Origin of the sequence: Prevotella sp. P3-92 (assembly GCF_002251205.1) — a bacterium.
Taxonomy (GTDB): Bacteria; Bacteroidota; Bacteroidia; order Bacteroidales; family Bacteroidaceae; genus Prevotella.
On record NZ_NPJE01000063.1, the window covers coordinates 47884 to 65971 of the forward strand.

An 18088-nucleotide genomic window follows, 5' to 3' on the forward strand; every position below is an offset into this window, starting at 1 on the left:
ATTTAGAATTTAAACATGTCTGATATGGTGAGCAGTCCCTGATGGTCTTTGGTGTATTCGGCAGCAAGCACGGCACCAAGTGCGAAGCCTTTGCGGCTATGGGCATCGTGGGTGATGGTGATAATGTCGGCATCCGAGTCGTAGCGCACGGTGTGTATGCCTGCCACCTCGCCGCGACGGATATGATCCACACGCAGCATTTTGGGGTCGGTGGTCTCTTCTGCCCATGCTTCCTTGCGGTCGATACGCTCCACGATCTCGTCGGCAAGTGTGATGGCTGTACCGCTGGGATGGTCGAGCTTATGCACGTGGTGGGTTTCTTCCATCTCCACATCATACTGTGGGAACTGGTTCATGATCTTTGCGAGATAGCGGTTGACAGCCGAGAAGATGGCTACACCGATGGAGAAATTGGATGCCCAGAAGAGTGTCTGACCTTCTTCGCAGCACATGCGACGCACATCATCGCCATGGTCTTTCATCCATCCGGTCGAACCGCTTACCACTTTGACACCGTGACTAAATGCTTTGAGATAGTTGCCATAGGCTGCCTGTGGTGCGGTGAACTCAATGGCGACATCTGCCGACTGGAATTGGGGTGAATCAAAATCTTGCTGATTGTCGATATCGATAATGCTCACAATCTCGTGGCCACGCTCGCGGGCTATCTGTTCTATCATCTTGCCCATCTTGCCGTAGCCTATCAATGCTATTTTCATCTTTCGTTTCTTGTTTTATATTGTACTATTGTTTGCTGTATTCTTTATTAGTATGCTATGCAAAGGTAAACAATTTATGCCACAATACGTTGGTTTGCAACAGAAAATAACATTTCAAGGGGCATTTAGCTACCATTTGACATCTTTTCAGACTCCTGCAACAGCTTTCAACATATCGTCGTGGACAAGTCTGTTAGTGGCTACAACATCGTTGCCCTCAGTGAAATCGGTGCTACCGGCATAGTTGCTGACTCGTCCACCTGCCTCATTGACGATGATGGCACCTGCCATATAGTCCCACTGACCGATATACTTCTCCATATAGCCATCGAGGCATCCCTGTGCCACCAGACATAGTGCTATGGCGGCAGATCCTATCATGCGGATGCTTGCCACCCGGCCATAGAAGGTGTCGATGAGATGTTTCGCCACGGGATTGTAGGCTTCGTTGTTGTAGGGCAATTGCAGACAGAGCAGCGCATCATCGAGCTGACGGTCACTGACATGTATGCGGTTGCCGTTCATCCATGCTCCCCCGCCCTTCCAGGCATAGTAGCAAGAGGCTGTGGACACATCACACACCACGCCAAGGAGTATCTCTTTTCCGCTTATCAGTGCGATACTCACGGCATAAGGAGGATAGGCGTGTATGAAATTGGTTGTTCCGTCCAGTGGGTCAACCACCCAACAGTAGTCTTCTCCTTGATAGGTTGCCGATTTCTCTTCAGTGATGAAACCTGCGTCGGGCAATAGTTGTCGCAGTTGGGCAACGATTTTTTCTTCCGACTGCTTATCCACATACGACACATAATCGTGTGCTTGTTTGTGTTCCACGCAGTTTTGATTGAAGTTGCGACGTTCGTTGCGAATGTATTCTGCCACTCTTCTTGCCACGGCACAAACATCTATGGTAAGCAACTCTAAATTTATCATACTCATAATGGTTGTTATTTCCTTGTCGCAAAGGTACGATTAAGTAAGCAAAACACAAAGGAAAAAACTGTTTTTCTTGTGTTTCACCCATCACAAGCAACATTGTTGCAACAAAAAAGCCATAGCCATACAACTAAAAACCGTATGGCTTGGCTCTAACTAATGATATTATCCTGATGTCACGCAAATATGACTTGGCACGGTCAAATATCTTGTCATAATGGTGTGTGCCTATTGTGTTGGTTTGCAAATTAAATTGATTTACTCAGCAAATCAATTGAGTTTACTCAGCAAATCAATTGAATTTACTCAGCAAATCAATTGAATTTGCAGAGAGAAATACCTTTCAAGCAACTGCCGACAAGCCTCAACAAGCTATCTATCAACAATGTATGTCAAACACAAAGCGTACTCCTGAATCCTCGTTGCGACAGGCTGTAATGGTGCCGCCATGCATGATAACAGCATTCTTTACAATGGCAAGACCCAGTCCGGTGCCTCCCATCTTGCGGCTACGACCTTTATCCACACGATAGAAACGCTCGAAAATGCGCATGAGATGCTCCTGCGGAATACCTACGCCATTGTCGGAGAAACAGAAATGCCAATAGTCGCCGGTCTGACGGGCGGTCAGCGTGATGGTGGTGCCATCGCCGGCATAGGCAATGGCATTGTCGGTGAGATTGCGGAAGATGCTGTAGAGCAGCGAAGCATTGCCTCGCACGATGAGTGGCGATGGCAGTTGATTGACAAATGTCATGCGGCGCCCAGACAACTGGAGGGCTGTTTCCTGCTGAATGTGACTGACGGTTTCATAGATGTCAACGGGTTCGAACTCGTAGGCGATGGTTCCGGAATCGAGTCGGTGAAGCGTTGAGATGTCTTGAAGAATGGCTGTCAGACGCTGCGTCTGTGCAAAACTGCGCTCCAAGAACAGTTGGCGATTCTCCTCGGTCATCTTGGTATCGGTCAGAATGGTCTCGATATAGCCTTGAATACTTGCCACTGGGGTTTTCAATTCGTGGGCTGCATTCTGTATGAGTTCGTGTTTCAGTCGGTTTTGCTCCTCTTTGGTGTATTGCAAACGACGGTAGATTTTGATGATGCGCTCGGCTATCTCACCCAGTTCGTCGCCGGGAAACTCTGCCAAGTCCTCTACGTCAAGACTCTCATTGGCGGCTGCTCGCTGGGCAAAGATGCGCAGTTGGTTGATGTTGCGATCGAGACGCTTGCCGAAACGGAACAGCAGAAACGACAGCAATGCCACAATGACAAGGGCCACCCAAATGTAGCGTTGCTCGGCTTGGAGTGCTTCGGTCAGGGTGTGGTCGTAGGGCAATGCCGAACGCACAATATAGTGTTGCTTGGGAAAATAAGATGCTGAATAGAAGTATTCCTTGCCCGTACTGGCACTGCGGCGGTCTATGTCGGAACCGTTGCCCTGTGTCAATGCCTCTTGCACCTCTTTGCGCTGCAGGTGGTTGCCCATGTCGCCATAGTCTTTGCGCGTGTTGTCATAGAGCACATAACCTTGCTCGCTAATCAGCGTGAGTCGCAAACCAGGCATGTGGTGGCGGCGCTCAAAACTGGCAATAGCGGGTTCGGAGTGATCGCCTGCAGCTGTTAGCGACTGACAGAGTTGCTCGTTGTAGTCTTGCAACTGTGTGTTGAGGCGCTCTATCTTAAATTCTTTCTCACGGTGATGCTGGAAAAGGATGAACACCACAGCAAAAATGCAGAATACAGATATGATCTGCAAGGAAAACTTATTGCCTATCGACATGATGATAAAGGGTTTTCGTTGTTTTTCGGCACTAATACCGAAGAAGAGGTGATGATGGAATTGATATGTTCTGTGCGTTGGTATCTGATGACCGAACGGTGTCAAACAGTCATTGTCTGACACCGAACGGATACTTTCAGATTAGGGATTGAAGTAATAGCCGTAGCCCAAACGCGTGCTGATGCACGGGGCATAGCGACCTATCTTCTTGCGCATTCGGGTGATATTTACATCGACGGTGCGGTCGAGCACCATCACATCGCTGGGCCAAACATGGTCGATGAGTTCCTGACGAGAGAACACACGACCCTTATGCTCCAACAACAGGCGCAACAATTCAAATTCGGTCTTGGTAAATGCCACTTCCTCGCCATCTACCGAAACGGTCTTGGTGTTGAGATTGAGCACCAGGTGATCGTAACGCAGCGTTTCGGGCGATACCTGCGTGCTGTGTGTGCTACGGTTGAGCACTGCCTTTACACGTGCCAACACCTCCATAATGCGGAAGGGTTTGGCTATGTAATCGTCGGCACCAAGGCCAAAGCCGTGGAGCATGTCCTGCTCGGTATCCTTGGCCGTAAGGAAGATGATGGGGATATGAGCTGTCTTTTCCTCGGTTTTGAGGCGGCGTGCCAAGTCAAATCCCGACATGCCTCCCATCATCACATCGAGCAACATGAGGTCGAAAGCTGCCAACGGCAACTCCAATGCCTCTTCGGCTGAATTGGCCTCGGTCACCTCATAACCGTCGTTACGGAGGTTATAAGCAAGTATCTCGCATAGGTTTTGTTCGTCATCTATTACGAGTATCTTATAGGTCTTATTATCTTCTTTCATCGTTGCAAATATAGTGATTTTTTGCGTATGTTGCTACGTTTCATGATTAAAAATCAACCAAAACCTCTTCTTCATCGGGTTTTAGCAGTTTTTTGCCTGCACGCAACTGGTGACGCATGATGCTCAGAAGCTCCTGACTCTCCTGGAGGATGTTCAAATAGATGAGCGATACTTTGTATTCGGCACTGTTGGTAGAGCGCTGCATGCGGTCGATATGGCGCTTACGATAGACTGACAGCGTGTTTTTGCAACTGTCGGCTTCGAGCATCGTCTCGCGGTAACGGTCGAAACGGCGGGTGTCGAGCATCTGGGCGGTGGTCTTCATCAAGTCGTTGATGCGCTGGCGCATGGGTTCAAACTCGTCGCGGTAGCTCTGTGGCAGCGGAGTGAAATTGTTGTCAACATGTTCCTTGGCGGGATCGAGCATACGTTTCAGACAGTAGATATACTGCTGGTTGCTGTTGAATCCAAGGTGAAACCAGGTATTGCGCTCAAGAGAAATCTGGGATGGAGAACGGCGCAAGGCTAAAAATTCACGGCGGCGTATCTTGGTCAACTCATCCAATTTATCGTTTAGCGCGCGATGTACGCGACGAAGACCACGAAGATTCTGGTCGGAGAAACTCTCCACAATATCGTTATACTGGTCGAGGGCAAACTCGCAGGTGCCGCTCTGTGTGCGACTCACATGTTTGCAAAGCACATCCCAAACGATCTCTGGATCGCGACTGCGCATCATCAACTTGAACGAAGCATCTTCGGGACTAGCCTTCTTGGCTTTGCGGGCATACTGGATATTGCTGCGAATAAGCAGGAAAACGGCGAGTGCCATGAAGGCAAACATGGCGATAAAACCTCCAAAATAGATGGTCAGGCAGACTAAAGCACAGGTGGCGAAGGCTACACCGGCGGTGACAAACCATCCACCAATCACACTCAGCACACCGGTCACACGGAACACAGCACTCTCGCGACTCCAAGCGCGGTCGGCAAGACTGGTACCCATGGCTACCATGAAAGTGACATAGGTAGTAGAGAGGGGCAACTTGAAGTTGGTTCCGATAACAATCAGTACTGAAGCCAATACCAAGTTGACGGCAGCACGAACCATATCGAAGGCGGCACCGTCTTTCAAAACGACTTCTTCCTTGTTGAAACGGCTGTCAATGCGCTGCATCATGCCCTTGGGCAAATAGCGCACAAGAAACTGACCGCACTCCTGTGTGGCGCGAACGATACTGCGAGCGGCGCGAGAAGTACCAAACATTTCATCGCTCTCGTCCTGACGACTCAAATCGACAGAGGTCTTTACTACATTCTGTGCCTTCTTAGAAGTGGCCATGGCAAAAATCATAACACCACCGGCTATCATCAGATAAAGGAACGGAGACTTGGCAGATTCCATCAAGGAACCCATCATAAACGTATCAACATTGCCAGCACCGTGGCTTACCCAATCTTGATAGGATGACAAACCGGCAAGAGGAACACCAATAAAGTTGACGAGGTCGTTGCCGGCAAATGCCATGGCGAGGGCGAAAGTGCCCATCAACACAACCAAGCGGAACACGCTGACACGCATCAGCAACAACAGATAGGATAATAAAGTGGCGGCGGCAAAGACTGCGCCGAGCAACATCGTGGTATTGGCATCTATCCACACTTTGGCATCAGTTGCAAACACAGGCGACTTTGACAAGCCCTTGATAAACACAAAGTAGGCAAGAATGGCAAACGAGATACCTCCAAATACCGACTCGGCTACCTTGTGATTCTTGGTGCGGAACGTGAAGATGATACGCGATAGCCATTGTACCAATACACCACAAACAAAGGCTATGGCTACACTGACAAAGATGGCAACAATGACCGATAGGGCTTTGTCGCTATTGAGAAGGTCGGAAAGTTCCAAAGTGGGATCGCCTGCCATCTTCACAAGTGCCAGAATGAAGGTACCACCTAACAGATCAAATACCAAAGATACGGTGGTTGAGGTGGGAAGGCCTAAGGTGTTGAACACGTCGAGAATGATGACATCGGTCACCATCACGGCAAGAAACACCACCATCACCTCATGAAACGAATAGTTGACAGGGTGCATGATGCCATGACGGGCAACATCCATCATGCCTGCCGACATCATAGCGCCTACAGCAACACCAACGGATGCTACTATCAATACGGTACGAAAGCGAGCTGCCTTGGCGCCAATGGCAGACTGCAGAAAGTTTACGGCGTCGTTGCTGACTCCGACGAAAAGGTCGAATACTGCCAGTATCAGCAGGAATGCGACAATTACGATGTACATTGTTTCCATCTTTTATTTGATATATTTTGTTGATTTCTGCCGCAAAATTACGTCACAGAGATTACAGCCGTGTGACAACCTTGTTACATTTCTGTTACAGCGCTCGACTGTAACACGTTCTTAACATGTTCGACACTTTTCCGTAACACCGTCATTTTACCTTTGCAGCAGAATAACAAAACAAACAAAAAATGAAAGACAATTATTACATTATGGATGAAAAGAAAGCAGATCACATCCGCACTATAGTGGGATGGATCAGATTGGCAATCCTCGTTGTACTCTTATATATTATAGGTACAGCTATCTGTCACGCGCAACAACGAGACAGCTTGGTAAACCTACACGGTGTGTTGCGCGGTAAATACGAGTATCAACCGGAGATGAATGCTGGACGATTTGAGGTGAGAAACGCACGAATGAGTATCAGCGGTAAACTGTCGAAACGGTCGGAATACAAACTGGAGGTCGATCTATGCGATGAATCATCCATCAAGATGAAGGACGCATGGGTAAGACTGTTGCCATGGAAACAACTGCGAGTCAGCATCGGACAACAGCGTTTGCCTTTCACCATCGACGCACACCGCAATCCTGCCAACCAGTATTTCGCCAACCGTAGCTTCATCGCCAAACAGGTGGGAGATATGCGCGACGTGGGACTGCAACTGGGATATACCTTCAAAAACAAAGAGGGACGAACTCTGGCAATTGCAGATGCGGGAATATTCAACGGTAGCAACCTCGACAACCAAAAGACTGCATGGAACAAAGACTTGAACTACTCTGCACGACTGCAATGGTTTCCAGTAGAAGGACTGGCTATCGTGCCTAGCATTCAGCATACTGCTATTGCCGACCGAAAAGCTGAATATACATCGCTTGACTTCGGCGCTTTCTACGAAACTAACGGATGGCACCTCGAAGCTGAATACCTACACAAACAATATGCACACGATGCTTTCGACGACTGTGACGCCGTGAACACCATGGTCATCTACAAAATGCCGATAAAAAACAAGGACTGGTTCATGCAAAGCGTATCATACCTGGCTCGTTACGACTATATGGGCAACCATGCTGACGGTAAGAAAGGATTTGAACTCGATGCGGACAACAACGAAACCACACGATTGAAAATCAGCGACTATGCACGCCATCGCATGACACTGGGACTGACCTTCGGCATCCGCAATCCATACCTTCCCACAGAAATTCACCTCAACTACGAGCGGTATTGGTATCCCAACGGCGGTATTGCCAAAGAGAGTGAACAAGATAAACTGGTGGCCGAACTGATGATTAAATTCTAATCATCAACGGCCAACCAGTCGTATTTACCCCAAATCTATTGGTATGATTGGCTTGATCTTGTATTTTTTGGAAGATGGATATTGTTCGGCTTTGAATGAATCATAGCATGCTATGACAATTACAAAACGGACTAAAATCACCTCATAAGAAACAAAAGACTGCAATAATCATATAGATGGTCTAATGACCGATTGGGGCTTAACCAAAAGGCGTTTGAGAGGTCATTCTACAGGACGCACCAAATGGCGCATGGCATGGCCACCCCATTGGTTGTCGTCAACATAGCTGAATCCGCAAGATAAATATAGGCGTTCGGCATTGGGATTGCCTTTATCTACAAGCAGACCAACACCAGGAAGGCCCATCTGACGTGCCCTTTCCAAGGAAGCATTGAGCAAATGGGTGGCAATGCCACGACCACGATAGACGGGATCTACTGCCAAACTGTCGATATAAAGTTCGCCTGCCTGCGTCTCATCATCGAGATTGGAATGATCCCGATGCAGATATTCAAGGGCATAACGCACAAACTGCTGGCGCAACTCACGGAGCTCGCCGCCATCATAACACACTAACGCACCTACCACACTGTCGCCATCCATAGCCACCAGCGTGTTGCAATAACTATACTGGCTGTCTTCGCGCTCCACCAGCAACGTCATCATCGTGAGAAAATCATCAATCGTGGCACCCTCACCACAGAAGTGAAGACAGCACTCTTCCGTCATTGCCATCATCACCAATCGTGCAATGGCTGCCGACTGCTCAATACGGGCAGGACGTATTTCTATCGTTGTTTTGTTATTCATGCAACAAAGATAGCATATTTTTTCTATAAAACAACCATCATTCCGCCGCTATCGTTGGATAATTGCAAAAATAGTCTTACTTTTGCACAAAATAACTACAACGTAACAGAAAATGGCATTAAAAGTATTACGCGACCGCATCCTCAAGGATGGAAGATGCTTCGAAGGAGGCATACTCAAAGTAGATAGGTTCATCAACCATCAGATGGACCCTTACCTGATGAAACAGATTGCTGTGGAGTTTATCAAACGTTTCGCACACAAGCCCGTCAACAAGATTATCACCATAGAGGCTTCTGGCATTGCGCCGGCTATCATGTTGGGATATATGATGGAGCTGCCTGTGGTGTTTGTCAAGAAGAAAAAACCTTCGACCATGAACGATATGTATTCCACCACCGTGACATCGTTTACCAAACAACGTGACTATACCGTTGTGATCAGCAAGGAATATCTCGGTCCGGAAGATCATGTGCTCTTCATTGATGACTTCTTGGCATACGGAAATGCTGGTAAGGGGGTGGTTGACCTATGCCGACAGGCTGGCGCTACTATAGAGGGCATGGGATTTATCATTGAAAAAGAGTTCCAACACGGAAGGGAACTGCTCCAGAAAGAGGGTATCAGTCAGATAGAGTCGATGGCGATTATTGAATCGCTCGACAACTGCGAAATACGCATCAAAAACGACTAAAACAACAATCAGCAATACCATCTTTCGGTCAAACGTCCGATTACGAGATAAAAAAAATCGCCCCATCCGCATGATTACGGATGGGGTGAACTTATAAGAAGGGGATTTCTATCATTTGCGATTGACTTTCATGATAGTGCAACAGGCCTACTCTTTGTTGGTTTCAGGTGCTGCATACTTGCGACACTCAGTAAACTTAACGCCTTGCAACAACTTCTTGATGCGCACGCGGGTATTGACAGTTACCACCTTTCCATCAACAGTACGAGTCAGAGACATGGGCTCGGTGACGGTTTCGGGAATGAAACGAATCTTCTTCTTGCGTATGTTGGTGGCAGAAAAGTCGGCTGCCTTTTCCACACAGGAAGTGGAAATGGTGGGCTTGAAGATGCCCAAGCCTGCGATGCGAACCGCATTTCCGTTGTCGAAAGACTGACGAACGGCATTCTTCAACTCCTTCAGTACGGCATAAACATCCGACTCCTTGACTGATACGTTTTGCTGGATGAGGTCGGCAAGAGTATCGGTATCGACAATAGACTTGATTACTACACGACCAAAATACTTTCCATAGGCGCTGTTCTTTGAATTGTTGTTCTTGTAAACTTCGTAATTAATGCTCATAGTGTTTTTCTTTTAAAGGTTAAACTTGTGTTTTTCTCTTGCGTGTCTGACGTCTGACTTGCGATTGCAAAGGTACAACATTTTGCAAGCGAAAGCAAATATTGTATAGCCACACTACATACCCACTTTTTTGCCATACCATATATTTTGGAACTTTAAACCCCTATTTTTTGTGCCATTTACACCTTATAAAATATAAAAGGCTATCGGTTTTAATTTTTATTCTTTTATGTTCATATAGCTCTTATAAAATGGTACAAACGGAAATAATAGGCAGAAGAAAAAGAAAAAATATATGTTGGCAACAAGACGAAAGGGGACGATGACTATGACATAAGTGACATCACGACAAAAGCTGTAGTAACAGAGAAAGTGGTGACGACTGAAGAAAGACGAACTAACCGCGGCTTTCACGGTCTTTGATGATGGCGGAGAAATTGTCGATGGCCCATTGTATCATAGGACGACAGGCTTCCATAAACGAACAAGCACGTGGTGTCATGCTATATTCTGTGCGTGGTGGCACTTCAGGATATACCTTACGGATGATGAATCCATCGGCTTCAAGGTCACGCAGCGTGGTGGTAAGCATCTTTTGTGATATGTCGGGGATGGATTTTTGGAGTGCTGAAAAGCGCATAGGTTCGTGGTGTTGCAACAATTCGTGCATCACTATCAACGACCATTTTGCACCTACACGTGCCAAGATATTGCGCACGGGGCAATTGGGATACATTTCGTTTAGAAACATTGTGGTAGTATCTTCCATAAAAACATGAACGGAGAAGATGCACGTTTATTGTTTTCCCCGCCTTGGTTTTTAATTATCCTGCGTGTGTTTGCTTATTCTTCTACCACACCATCGGTAGCTGTATATTGTTCAAGAGAACCTTCTTTGGCTTGTATGCAGATATATACTAAGGGAGTGTTGCCAGTATTCTTGGTACAACGGCTTACGGCCGGTGCAATTCTCACCAGACTGCCAGATGCAACGGGTTCTTCTATGCCATCAAGCGTAAATACACCTGTTCCACTAACTACGATATAGAGTTCTTCGTTTTGTTTGTGGTAGTGATTGAACGGAATAGCCTGACCGGGCGCAAGCGTTCCAAACGATACTTCCATTCCGGTAGTACCGACGATGTCTTTCACAAAGGCCTTACCTTCAAAGGTGGCGAGGTTTCCTACTGTAGCTACGGTGTAGCCATTGCCTGTTTTCTGTAATTCTGTCTGATTCATATACTTTGTATTTGTTTGGTTTGACGCTGCAAAATTACTACGTTTCTACCTTTCCCACAAGAGGGCAATCAGAAGATAGTTACTTACCTTTAAGTAACTATTGTTGAGTGTCTGCAGGTTACACAAGACATATTTATGATACATTAACTTATAGCAAAATGGCGATATAAACTTGCTAACAGCGATTGCCAATGGAGTAATTACTACGAAGATGATGGTCAACGGCTCTACAATACCCATAGAAAGCATTTACAGGCGCGCTAAGCGGGCATAGCACGACTATCCTTAGGGAACACCTCATTTTCCTATAAAACGCCACACAGGCCATTTATGCAACGTGTGACAATACCATTGCACAATGGTTGATAAGATCTTTGCGCAACGGTTGGTAAAACCTTTATCCAATGGTTGCAAGATCTCTGTCAACGTTTGATAAGACTTTGACCAACGTTTTGCAATATCCTTGTCTAACGTTTTGCAATACTTTTGCCTGTGATTTGGGAAAGCGAAAAATAACGTTCGTTTAGAGGACGCTAATGCTATAAACAAGTTATTTTATTATCGGGTGGTGGATGTGTGGTCGAAGTGTGGTCGAAAACACGAGTAAATGGGCATCGACCACAACATTAAAAATATAATTGCCAAAGAATTATGGTATAGGTGTGGTCGAGTGGTCGGAAAAAACCGAAAACCGACATTTCTGTATGCGCCTTTGCACCACCCTACTGCTTGGTGGGGATGATATTTGAGGAATTTAGGATTATTGCTTATGCTAACCAACAGATAGGGACGGGAAATGAAATGAACCGTATCATGTCCAATAGGGACTGATACGGTTCAAGTGATAAATTATCTAAGAATCAGATCAATCGGCAAGTTTTGCCTTGATCATCTCACGATTCAGACGTGCAATGTTGCTGATGGTCTCGTTCTTCGGGCAAACTGCTTCGCAGGCACGGGTATTGGTGCAGTTACCAAATCCGAGTTCGTCCATCTTGGCAACCATGTTCTTCACACGGCGTGCAGCCTCTACGCGACCTTGTGGAAGGAGTGCGAGCTGGCTAACCTTAGATGATACGAAGAGCATGGCAGAACCGTTCTTACAAGCGGCTACGCAAGCACCACAACCGATGCATGAAGCGCAGTCCATAGCCTCGTCGGCGTCTTCCTTCGGGATGAGGATAGCGTTAGCATCCTGAGCCTGACCGGTGCGCACGGTGGTGTATCCACCTGCCTGCATGATCTTATCGAAGGCTCCACGGTCAACCATACAGTCTTTGATAACGGGGAAGGCTGCCGAGCGCCAAGGCTCTACGGTGATAACGTCGCCGTCTTTGAAGCGGCGCATGTAAAGCTGGCAGGTGGTGGCGCCACGTTCGGTCTTACCGTGTGGTGTACCGTTGATATAGAGCGAGCACATACCGCAGATACCCTCGCGGCAGTCGTGGTCGAATACGAAAGGCTCCTGGCCTTCGTTGATGAGTTCCTCATTGAGGATATCCAGCATCTCGAGGAATGAGGTGTCATCGGGGATGTCCTTCATCTCGTGAGTATCGAAGTGGCCCTGGTCTTTGGGTCCGTTCTGACGCCAGAACTTGATGGTAAATGATATATTCATGATGCTTAGTTCTTATAGTTACGTGTTTGTACCTTGATTGCCTCATACTCCAGTGGCTCTTTGATGAGTTCGGGCTCGTTGCCTTTGCCCTTGTACTCCCAGCAACCTACATAGAAGTAATTCTCGTCGTCGCGCTTAGCTTCGCCTTCCTCGGTCTGATATTCCTCGCGGAAGTGTCCACCGCAAGATTCGTTGCGTGAAAGAGCGTCGAAAGCTACGAGTTCACCCATGGTGAAGAAGTCGCGGAGGTGGATGGCTTTGTCGAGTTCGACATTGAGTCCTTCCTTCTTACCGGGCACGAAGAGGTTGGTGTCGAACTCTTTTTCGAGCTCATGCATCTTCTTCAAACCTTCTTTCAGTCCCTCTGCGGTGCGACCCATACCTACATATTCCCACATGATGTGGCCGAGTTCTTTGTGGATTGAGTCAACTGAGCGCTTACCCTTGATGTTGAGCAGACGGTCGATTTCAGCGTTGACAGCCTTCTCAGCTTCCTCAAATTCGGGAAGATCTGTGGGAACCTTTGCCCATACAGCCTGATCGGCCAGGTAGTTCTGGATGGTGTAAGGCAATACGAAGTATCCGTCGGCCAGACCCTGCATCAATGCCGAAGCACCGAGGCGGTTTGCACCATGGTCAGAGAAGTTACACTCACCAATGGCGAACAGACCGGGGATGGTGGTCTGCAGCTCGTAGTCAACCCAGATACCACCCATGGTATAGTGGATGGCGGGATAAATCATCATGGGCTTGTAGTACTTCACACCGTTGATTTCGTTGGCTACATCGCCAGGGAATACGTCGGTGATTTCCTCATACATATCGAAGAGGTTGCCATAACGCTGCATGATAACGTCGAGGCCGAGACGGTTGATAGACTCAGAGAAGTCAAGGAATACGGCAAGTCCGGTATTGTTTACACCGTAGCCCTTGTCGCAACGCTCCTTAGCTGCACGTGAGGCTACGTCACGGGGTACGAGGTTACCGAAGGCTGGATAGCGACGCTCAAGATAGTAGTCGCGGTCTTCCTCTGGAATTTCCCATCCCTGCTTGGTGCCAGCCTGAAGGGCTTTAGCGTCTTCAAGTTTCTTAGGAACCCAGATACGTCCATCGTTACGGAGTGACTCTGACATCAGGGTCAACTTAGACTGCTTGTCGCCGTGTACGGGGATACAGGTGGGGTGAATCTGTACGTAAGAGGGGTTTGCGAAGTATGCGCCCTTGCGGTAGCACTGTACTGCTGCGGTGCAGTTACATCCCATAGCATTGGTAGAAAGGAAGTAGGTGTTTCCGTATCCACCAGTAGCGATTACTACGGCATTGGCGGTGAAGCGCTCGAGTTCGCCGGTCACAAGGTTCTTGGCGATGATACCGCGTGCACGTCCGTCAACGATTACTACGTCTTCCATTTCATAGCGGGTGTAGAGCTTCACCTTACCAGCTTGTACTTGGCAAGAGAGTGAGCTGTAGGCACCGAGCAGAAGCTGCTGACCGGTCTGACCCTTTGCATAGAATGTACGTGATACCTGTGCACCACCAAAAGAACGGTTGGCGAGCATGCCGCCGTACTCACGTGCGAAAGGTACGCCCTGAGCTACACACTGGTCGATGATATTGTTTGACACCTCTGCCAGACGATATACGTTGGCTTCGCGGGCACGGTAGTCACCGCCCTTTACGGTGTCATAGAACAGACGATATACTGAGTCGCCGTCGTTCTGATAACATTTGGCTGCATTGATACCGCCCTGTGCTGCGATAGAGTGTGCACGACGGGGAGAATCCTGAATGCAGAGGTTGATAACATTGAAACCCATCTCACCCAAAGAGGCTGCGGCAGAAGCACCGGCAAGACCGGTACCAACCACGATGACGTCGAGTTTCAGTTTATTCTTTGGGTTGACCAGACGCTGATGAGCCTTATACTCTTTCCATTTGTCGGCTACTGGTCCGGCAGGGATTTTTGAATCTATTTGTTTTGCCATAATTCAAAAGTAATTAAAGATTTGACATTAATCCTGCTCTATACTACCACAGGCTGGGAGCAAGTCCAGCAGCGAAAGCTACTACTACTGCTATGAAAGCAAGGATGAGCAGAGACACATAGATGTTGCCGATAACGCGCCAACGGTTGAACCAAAGTTTGCCGCTGATACCGATAGTCTGCATGGCTGACCAGAATCCGTGGGTCAGGTGGAACCACAGAGCTACCAACCAAACGATGTAGAGCACTACATAGACTGGGTTCTGGAACGTGTCGATGATAAAGGCGAAACCATCTGAAGGCAGATGACCCATGGTGGTACCGATAAGCTCGGCAAACATCATGTTGTACCAGAAGTTGAACAAGTGGAGCAGCAGACCCAGTACAACGACGATTCCCAGAACGAGCATGTTCTGAGAAGCCCATTCTACCTTTGCGGGCTTTTCTGTCTCAGCATAACGCTCCGAACCACGGGCAGAACGGTTCTGTGCGGTCAGGATGAATGCATAAACAATGTGAATTACTGCCAAGGCAGCCAATCCCAAGGTAGCTACTACAGCATACCAGTTGGCACCAAGAGCTTCACAAATCCAGTTGTAAGCCTCGCCAGAGAACAGCGCAACAATGTTCATGCATCCGTGGAATGTCAGGAACAGGATCAGCGCGATACCCGTTACGGACATCACAACCTTACGACCAATTGATGAATTGATTAACCACATAAAATGTTGAAATTTAATTAATTAAATATTTGATTTTGTTGTTTATACAAAGGAACTTTGCCTCACGGCATATTCGCACAATACCCACTAATAAGTAAGCTTTTGCGCTTTCTGCCGACAAAATTACTAAAAAACAATGAACCACGCAAACGTTTTCGTTAAAATCATCACAATATTATATATTATACTATGTATTGATGCGCGCTATTTCACTTCGTATTTTTGAATAATTCTATCGTTTCGTTTACCTTCGGGATGCATTCGGGATGCATTCGGGATGTTATCATAAGCCATACGCGGTTAGTCTGATGCATATACGTGAAAAGCCTCAAATAATTCTGCTGTAAGTCCCAACTAAGTCCCAACTAAGTCCCATGATTTTGCGGACTACAATGGGAAAATATTGGGAGAAACAACCTACCTGCATAGTGGGTCAAACAATCTATCAAACCTATCGCCTGCTCCACAAACCACCGCTTCAGCCTTTTACTACAATACAGAAACCAATCGTATCAGACTGCATAATATGCTTTTTTAATACTTTAGTACACTACTTGAAAACTTTTTTTGTAATTTTGCACACGGAATAATAAAACATCATTCATCTATGATTCTTCATTACGACGTACTGGTGATAGGAGGCGGACACGCTGGATGCGAGGCAGCATGCGCTTCGGCAAACATGGGAGCAAAGACTTGTCTCGTCACCATGGATATGAACAAAATAGCACAAATGTCGTGCAACCCGGCTGTGGGAGGCATTGCCAAAGGACAAATCGTGCGAGAAATAGACGCGCTCGGCGGACAGATGGGTCTCGTGACAGACGCTACTGCCATTCAGTTTCGTATGCTCAACAGAAGCAAAGGACCTGCCATGTGGAGTCCACGAGCACAATGCGACCGAGGAAAATTCATTTGGGAATGGAGAAACATACTCGACAAAACCGATAATCTCGATATTTGGCAAGACCAAGCAGACGAACTCTTGGTGGAGAACAAATGTGCCGTAGGTGTGAAAACAATATGGGGTGTGGAACTGCGTGCCAAAGCGATCATCATCACGGCGGGCACTTTCCTCAACGGACTGATGCACATCGGACGTACCATGGTGCCGGGTGGACGTATCGCAGAACCGGCAGTTCCCCACTTTACCGAAAGTATTACCCGACACGGAATTCGTTCAGAACGCATGAAAACGGGAACTCCTGTGCGCATAGACCGCCGTTCGGTAGATTTCAACGAGATGGTAGTTCAAGAAGGAGAACACGATTTTCACCAATTTTCCTATATGGGCAAACACAGAGTGTTACCTCAACTGACCTGTTGGACTTGCAACACAAATGCTAAGGTGCACGAGATTCTGCGCTCTGGACTTAAAGACTCTCCTCTTTATAATGGACAGATTCAATCCATAGGTCCACGCTACTGCCCTTCGATAGAAACCAAGCTCGTGACGTTTGCAGACCGCGAACAGCACCCGCTGTTCCTCGAACCAGAAGGAACCGACACCAACGAAATGTATCTGAACGGCTTTTCATCATCACTCCCGATGGAGGTACAAATAGAAGCCTTGCGACAAATTCCTGCTTTCCGTAACATCAAAGTCTATCGACCTGGTTACGCCATCGAATACGACTTCTTCGACCCAACTCAACTGAAACATTCGTTGGAATCGAAAATCATATCTGGACTGTTCATGGCAGGACAGGTGAACGGAACAACAGGATACGAGGAGGCTGGCGGACAAGGTACCATTGCCGGAATCAACGCCGCTATATTCTGCACAGGAGGCGAACCGCTCGTTCTGCATCGCGACGAAGCTTATATCGGCGTACTCATCGACGACCTCGTCACAAAAGGCGTCGATGAACCCTACCGCATGTTCACATCAAGAGCAGAATACCGCATCCTACTCCGACAAGATGATGCCGACGCTCGTCTCACCGAGAAGGCTTACCAACTCGGCGTGGCTAAAACAGACCGATTCAACTGGTGGATGGAGAAGAAACAATGCATCGAAGAAATCGAAAGATTCTGCCAAACATTCCCCATTAAACCCCGTCTCATCAACAGAGCGCTGGAGGCAATGGGTTCTACCCCACTCGTCTATGGTTGCAAACTTGAAGACTTGATCACACGACCCGAACTCAACATCGACAAACTTGAGGAGGTCATTCCCGAACTGAAAGAGCAACTCGACCGCTTACCAAACCGCAGAGAGGAAATCAAAGAGGCTGCCGAGGTACATATCAAATATAAAGGTTACATCGAGCGCGAGCGTATCGTAGCCGACAAAATGCACCGTTTGGAGAATATCCGCATCAAAGACCACTTCAATTATAACGAGCTTCAGCAATTAAGCACAGAGGCAAGACAGAAACTAACTGCAATAAACCCCGAAACACTCGCACAAGCAAGTCGCATACCTGGCGTATCCCCCAGCGATATCAACGTGTTACTCGTGCTGTTAGGAAGATAAAGTTTCACGTGAAACAACAACAATA

15 protein-coding genes are annotated in these 18088 nt (G+C 47.5%); 3 read left to right on the forward strand and 12 right to left on the reverse strand.

All coding sequences use genetic code 11. The features are described 5' to 3' along the window. Positions 1-2: 2 nt before the first annotated feature. From dapB to CIK93_RS11330, 5 genes are all read right to left on the reverse strand, one after another. Complete coding sequence (gene dapB / locus CIK93_RS11310) at positions 3-719, reverse strand: 4-hydroxy-tetrahydrodipicolinate reductase (protein WP_094391547.1); 717 nt, start codon at positions 717-719, stop codon at positions 3-5. Positions 720-866: 147 nt separating this feature from the next. Continuing rightward, a complete protein-coding gene (locus CIK93_RS11315) occupies positions 867-1652 on the reverse strand; it encodes an inositol monophosphatase family protein (RefSeq protein ID WP_094434834.1) in 786 nt (261 codons plus the stop codon). Positions 1653-2034: 382 nt separating this feature from the next. Next, positions 2035-3558 (reverse strand): cell wall metabolism sensor histidine kinase WalK, encoded by a 1524-nt coding sequence (locus tag CIK93_RS11320; RefSeq protein ID WP_254046791.1) that lies wholly within the window; start codon positions 3556-3558, stop codon positions 2035-2037. Between the two features lie 18 nt (positions 3559-3576). After that, positions 3577-4272 (reverse strand): response regulator transcription factor, encoded by a 696-nt coding sequence (locus CIK93_RS11325; protein ID WP_094391550.1) that lies wholly within the window; start codon positions 4270-4272, stop codon positions 3577-3579. A gap of 46 nt (positions 4273-4318) precedes the next feature. Beyond that, positions 4319-6589: an inorganic phosphate transporter gene (locus tag CIK93_RS11330; RefSeq protein ID WP_094447423.1), complete on the reverse strand. Its 2271-nt coding sequence runs from the start codon at positions 6587-6589 to the stop codon at positions 4319-4321. Positions 6590-6771: 182 nt separating this feature from the next. On the opposite strand from CIK93_RS11330, the gene CIK93_RS11335 reads away from it, so the two are divergent. After that, a complete protein-coding gene (locus CIK93_RS11335) occupies positions 6772-7893 on the forward strand; it encodes a porin (protein ID WP_094447424.1) in 1122 nt (373 codons plus the stop codon). Between the two features lie 222 nt (positions 7894-8115). On the opposite strand, the gene CIK93_RS11340 is transcribed toward CIK93_RS11335, so the two are convergent. Then, positions 8116-8703: a GNAT family N-acetyltransferase gene (locus CIK93_RS11340; protein WP_094447425.1), complete on the reverse strand. Its 588-nt coding sequence runs from the start codon at positions 8701-8703 to the stop codon at positions 8116-8118. 112 nt (positions 8704-8815) lie between these two features. Here CIK93_RS11340 and xpt point away from each other — a divergent pair, with 112 nt between their 5' ends. Next, on the forward strand, positions 8816-9397 hold the full coding sequence (gene xpt, locus CIK93_RS11345; protein ID WP_094434844.1) for a xanthine phosphoribosyltransferase: 582 nt from the start codon (positions 8816-8818) through the stop codon (positions 9395-9397). A 147-nt stretch (positions 9398-9544) separates the two neighbouring features. Here xpt and CIK93_RS11350 read toward each other — a convergent pair whose 3' ends face one another. The 6 genes from CIK93_RS11350 to CIK93_RS11375 all read right to left on the reverse strand — a co-directional run bounded on the left by CIK93_RS11350 (position 9545) and on the right by CIK93_RS11375 (position 15584). After that, positions 9545-10021, reverse strand: coding sequence for a hypothetical protein (locus tag CIK93_RS11350; protein ID WP_094447426.1), 477 nt, complete (start codon positions 10019-10021; stop codon positions 9545-9547). Positions 10022-10418: 397 nt separating this feature from the next. After that, on the reverse strand, positions 10419-10772 hold the full coding sequence (locus tag CIK93_RS11355) for a helix-turn-helix domain-containing protein (RefSeq protein ID WP_254046792.1): 354 nt from the start codon (positions 10770-10772) through the stop codon (positions 10419-10421). Positions 10773-10864: 92 nt separating this feature from the next. Continuing rightward, entirely contained in the window at positions 10865-11260 is a 396-nt protein-coding gene (locus CIK93_RS11360; RefSeq protein ID WP_094391557.1) for a cupin domain-containing protein, read from the reverse strand. Positions 11261-12125: 865 nt separating this feature from the next. After that, complete coding sequence (locus CIK93_RS11365; protein ID WP_094391558.1) at positions 12126-12878, reverse strand: succinate dehydrogenase/fumarate reductase iron-sulfur subunit; 753 nt, start codon at positions 12876-12878, stop codon at positions 12126-12128. Between the two features lie 5 nt (positions 12879-12883). Next, a complete protein-coding gene (locus CIK93_RS11370) occupies positions 12884-14863 on the reverse strand; it encodes a fumarate reductase/succinate dehydrogenase flavoprotein subunit (RefSeq protein WP_094391559.1) in 1980 nt (659 codons plus the stop codon). Between the two features lie 43 nt (positions 14864-14906). Then, the gene (locus tag CIK93_RS11375; RefSeq protein ID WP_094447428.1) at positions 14907-15584 is read right to left on the reverse strand and encodes a succinate dehydrogenase/fumarate reductase cytochrome b subunit; all 678 of its coding nucleotides are present in this window, start codon (positions 15582-15584) and stop codon (positions 14907-14909) included. A 607-nt stretch (positions 15585-16191) separates the two neighbouring features. On the opposite strand from CIK93_RS11375, the gene mnmG reads away from it, so the two are divergent. Then, positions 16192-18063, forward strand: coding sequence for a tRNA uridine-5-carboxymethylaminomethyl(34) synthesis enzyme MnmG (gene mnmG / locus CIK93_RS11380; RefSeq protein WP_094447429.1), 1872 nt, complete (start codon positions 16192-16194; stop codon positions 18061-18063). The last annotated feature ends 25 nt before the right edge of the window (positions 18064-18088 follow it).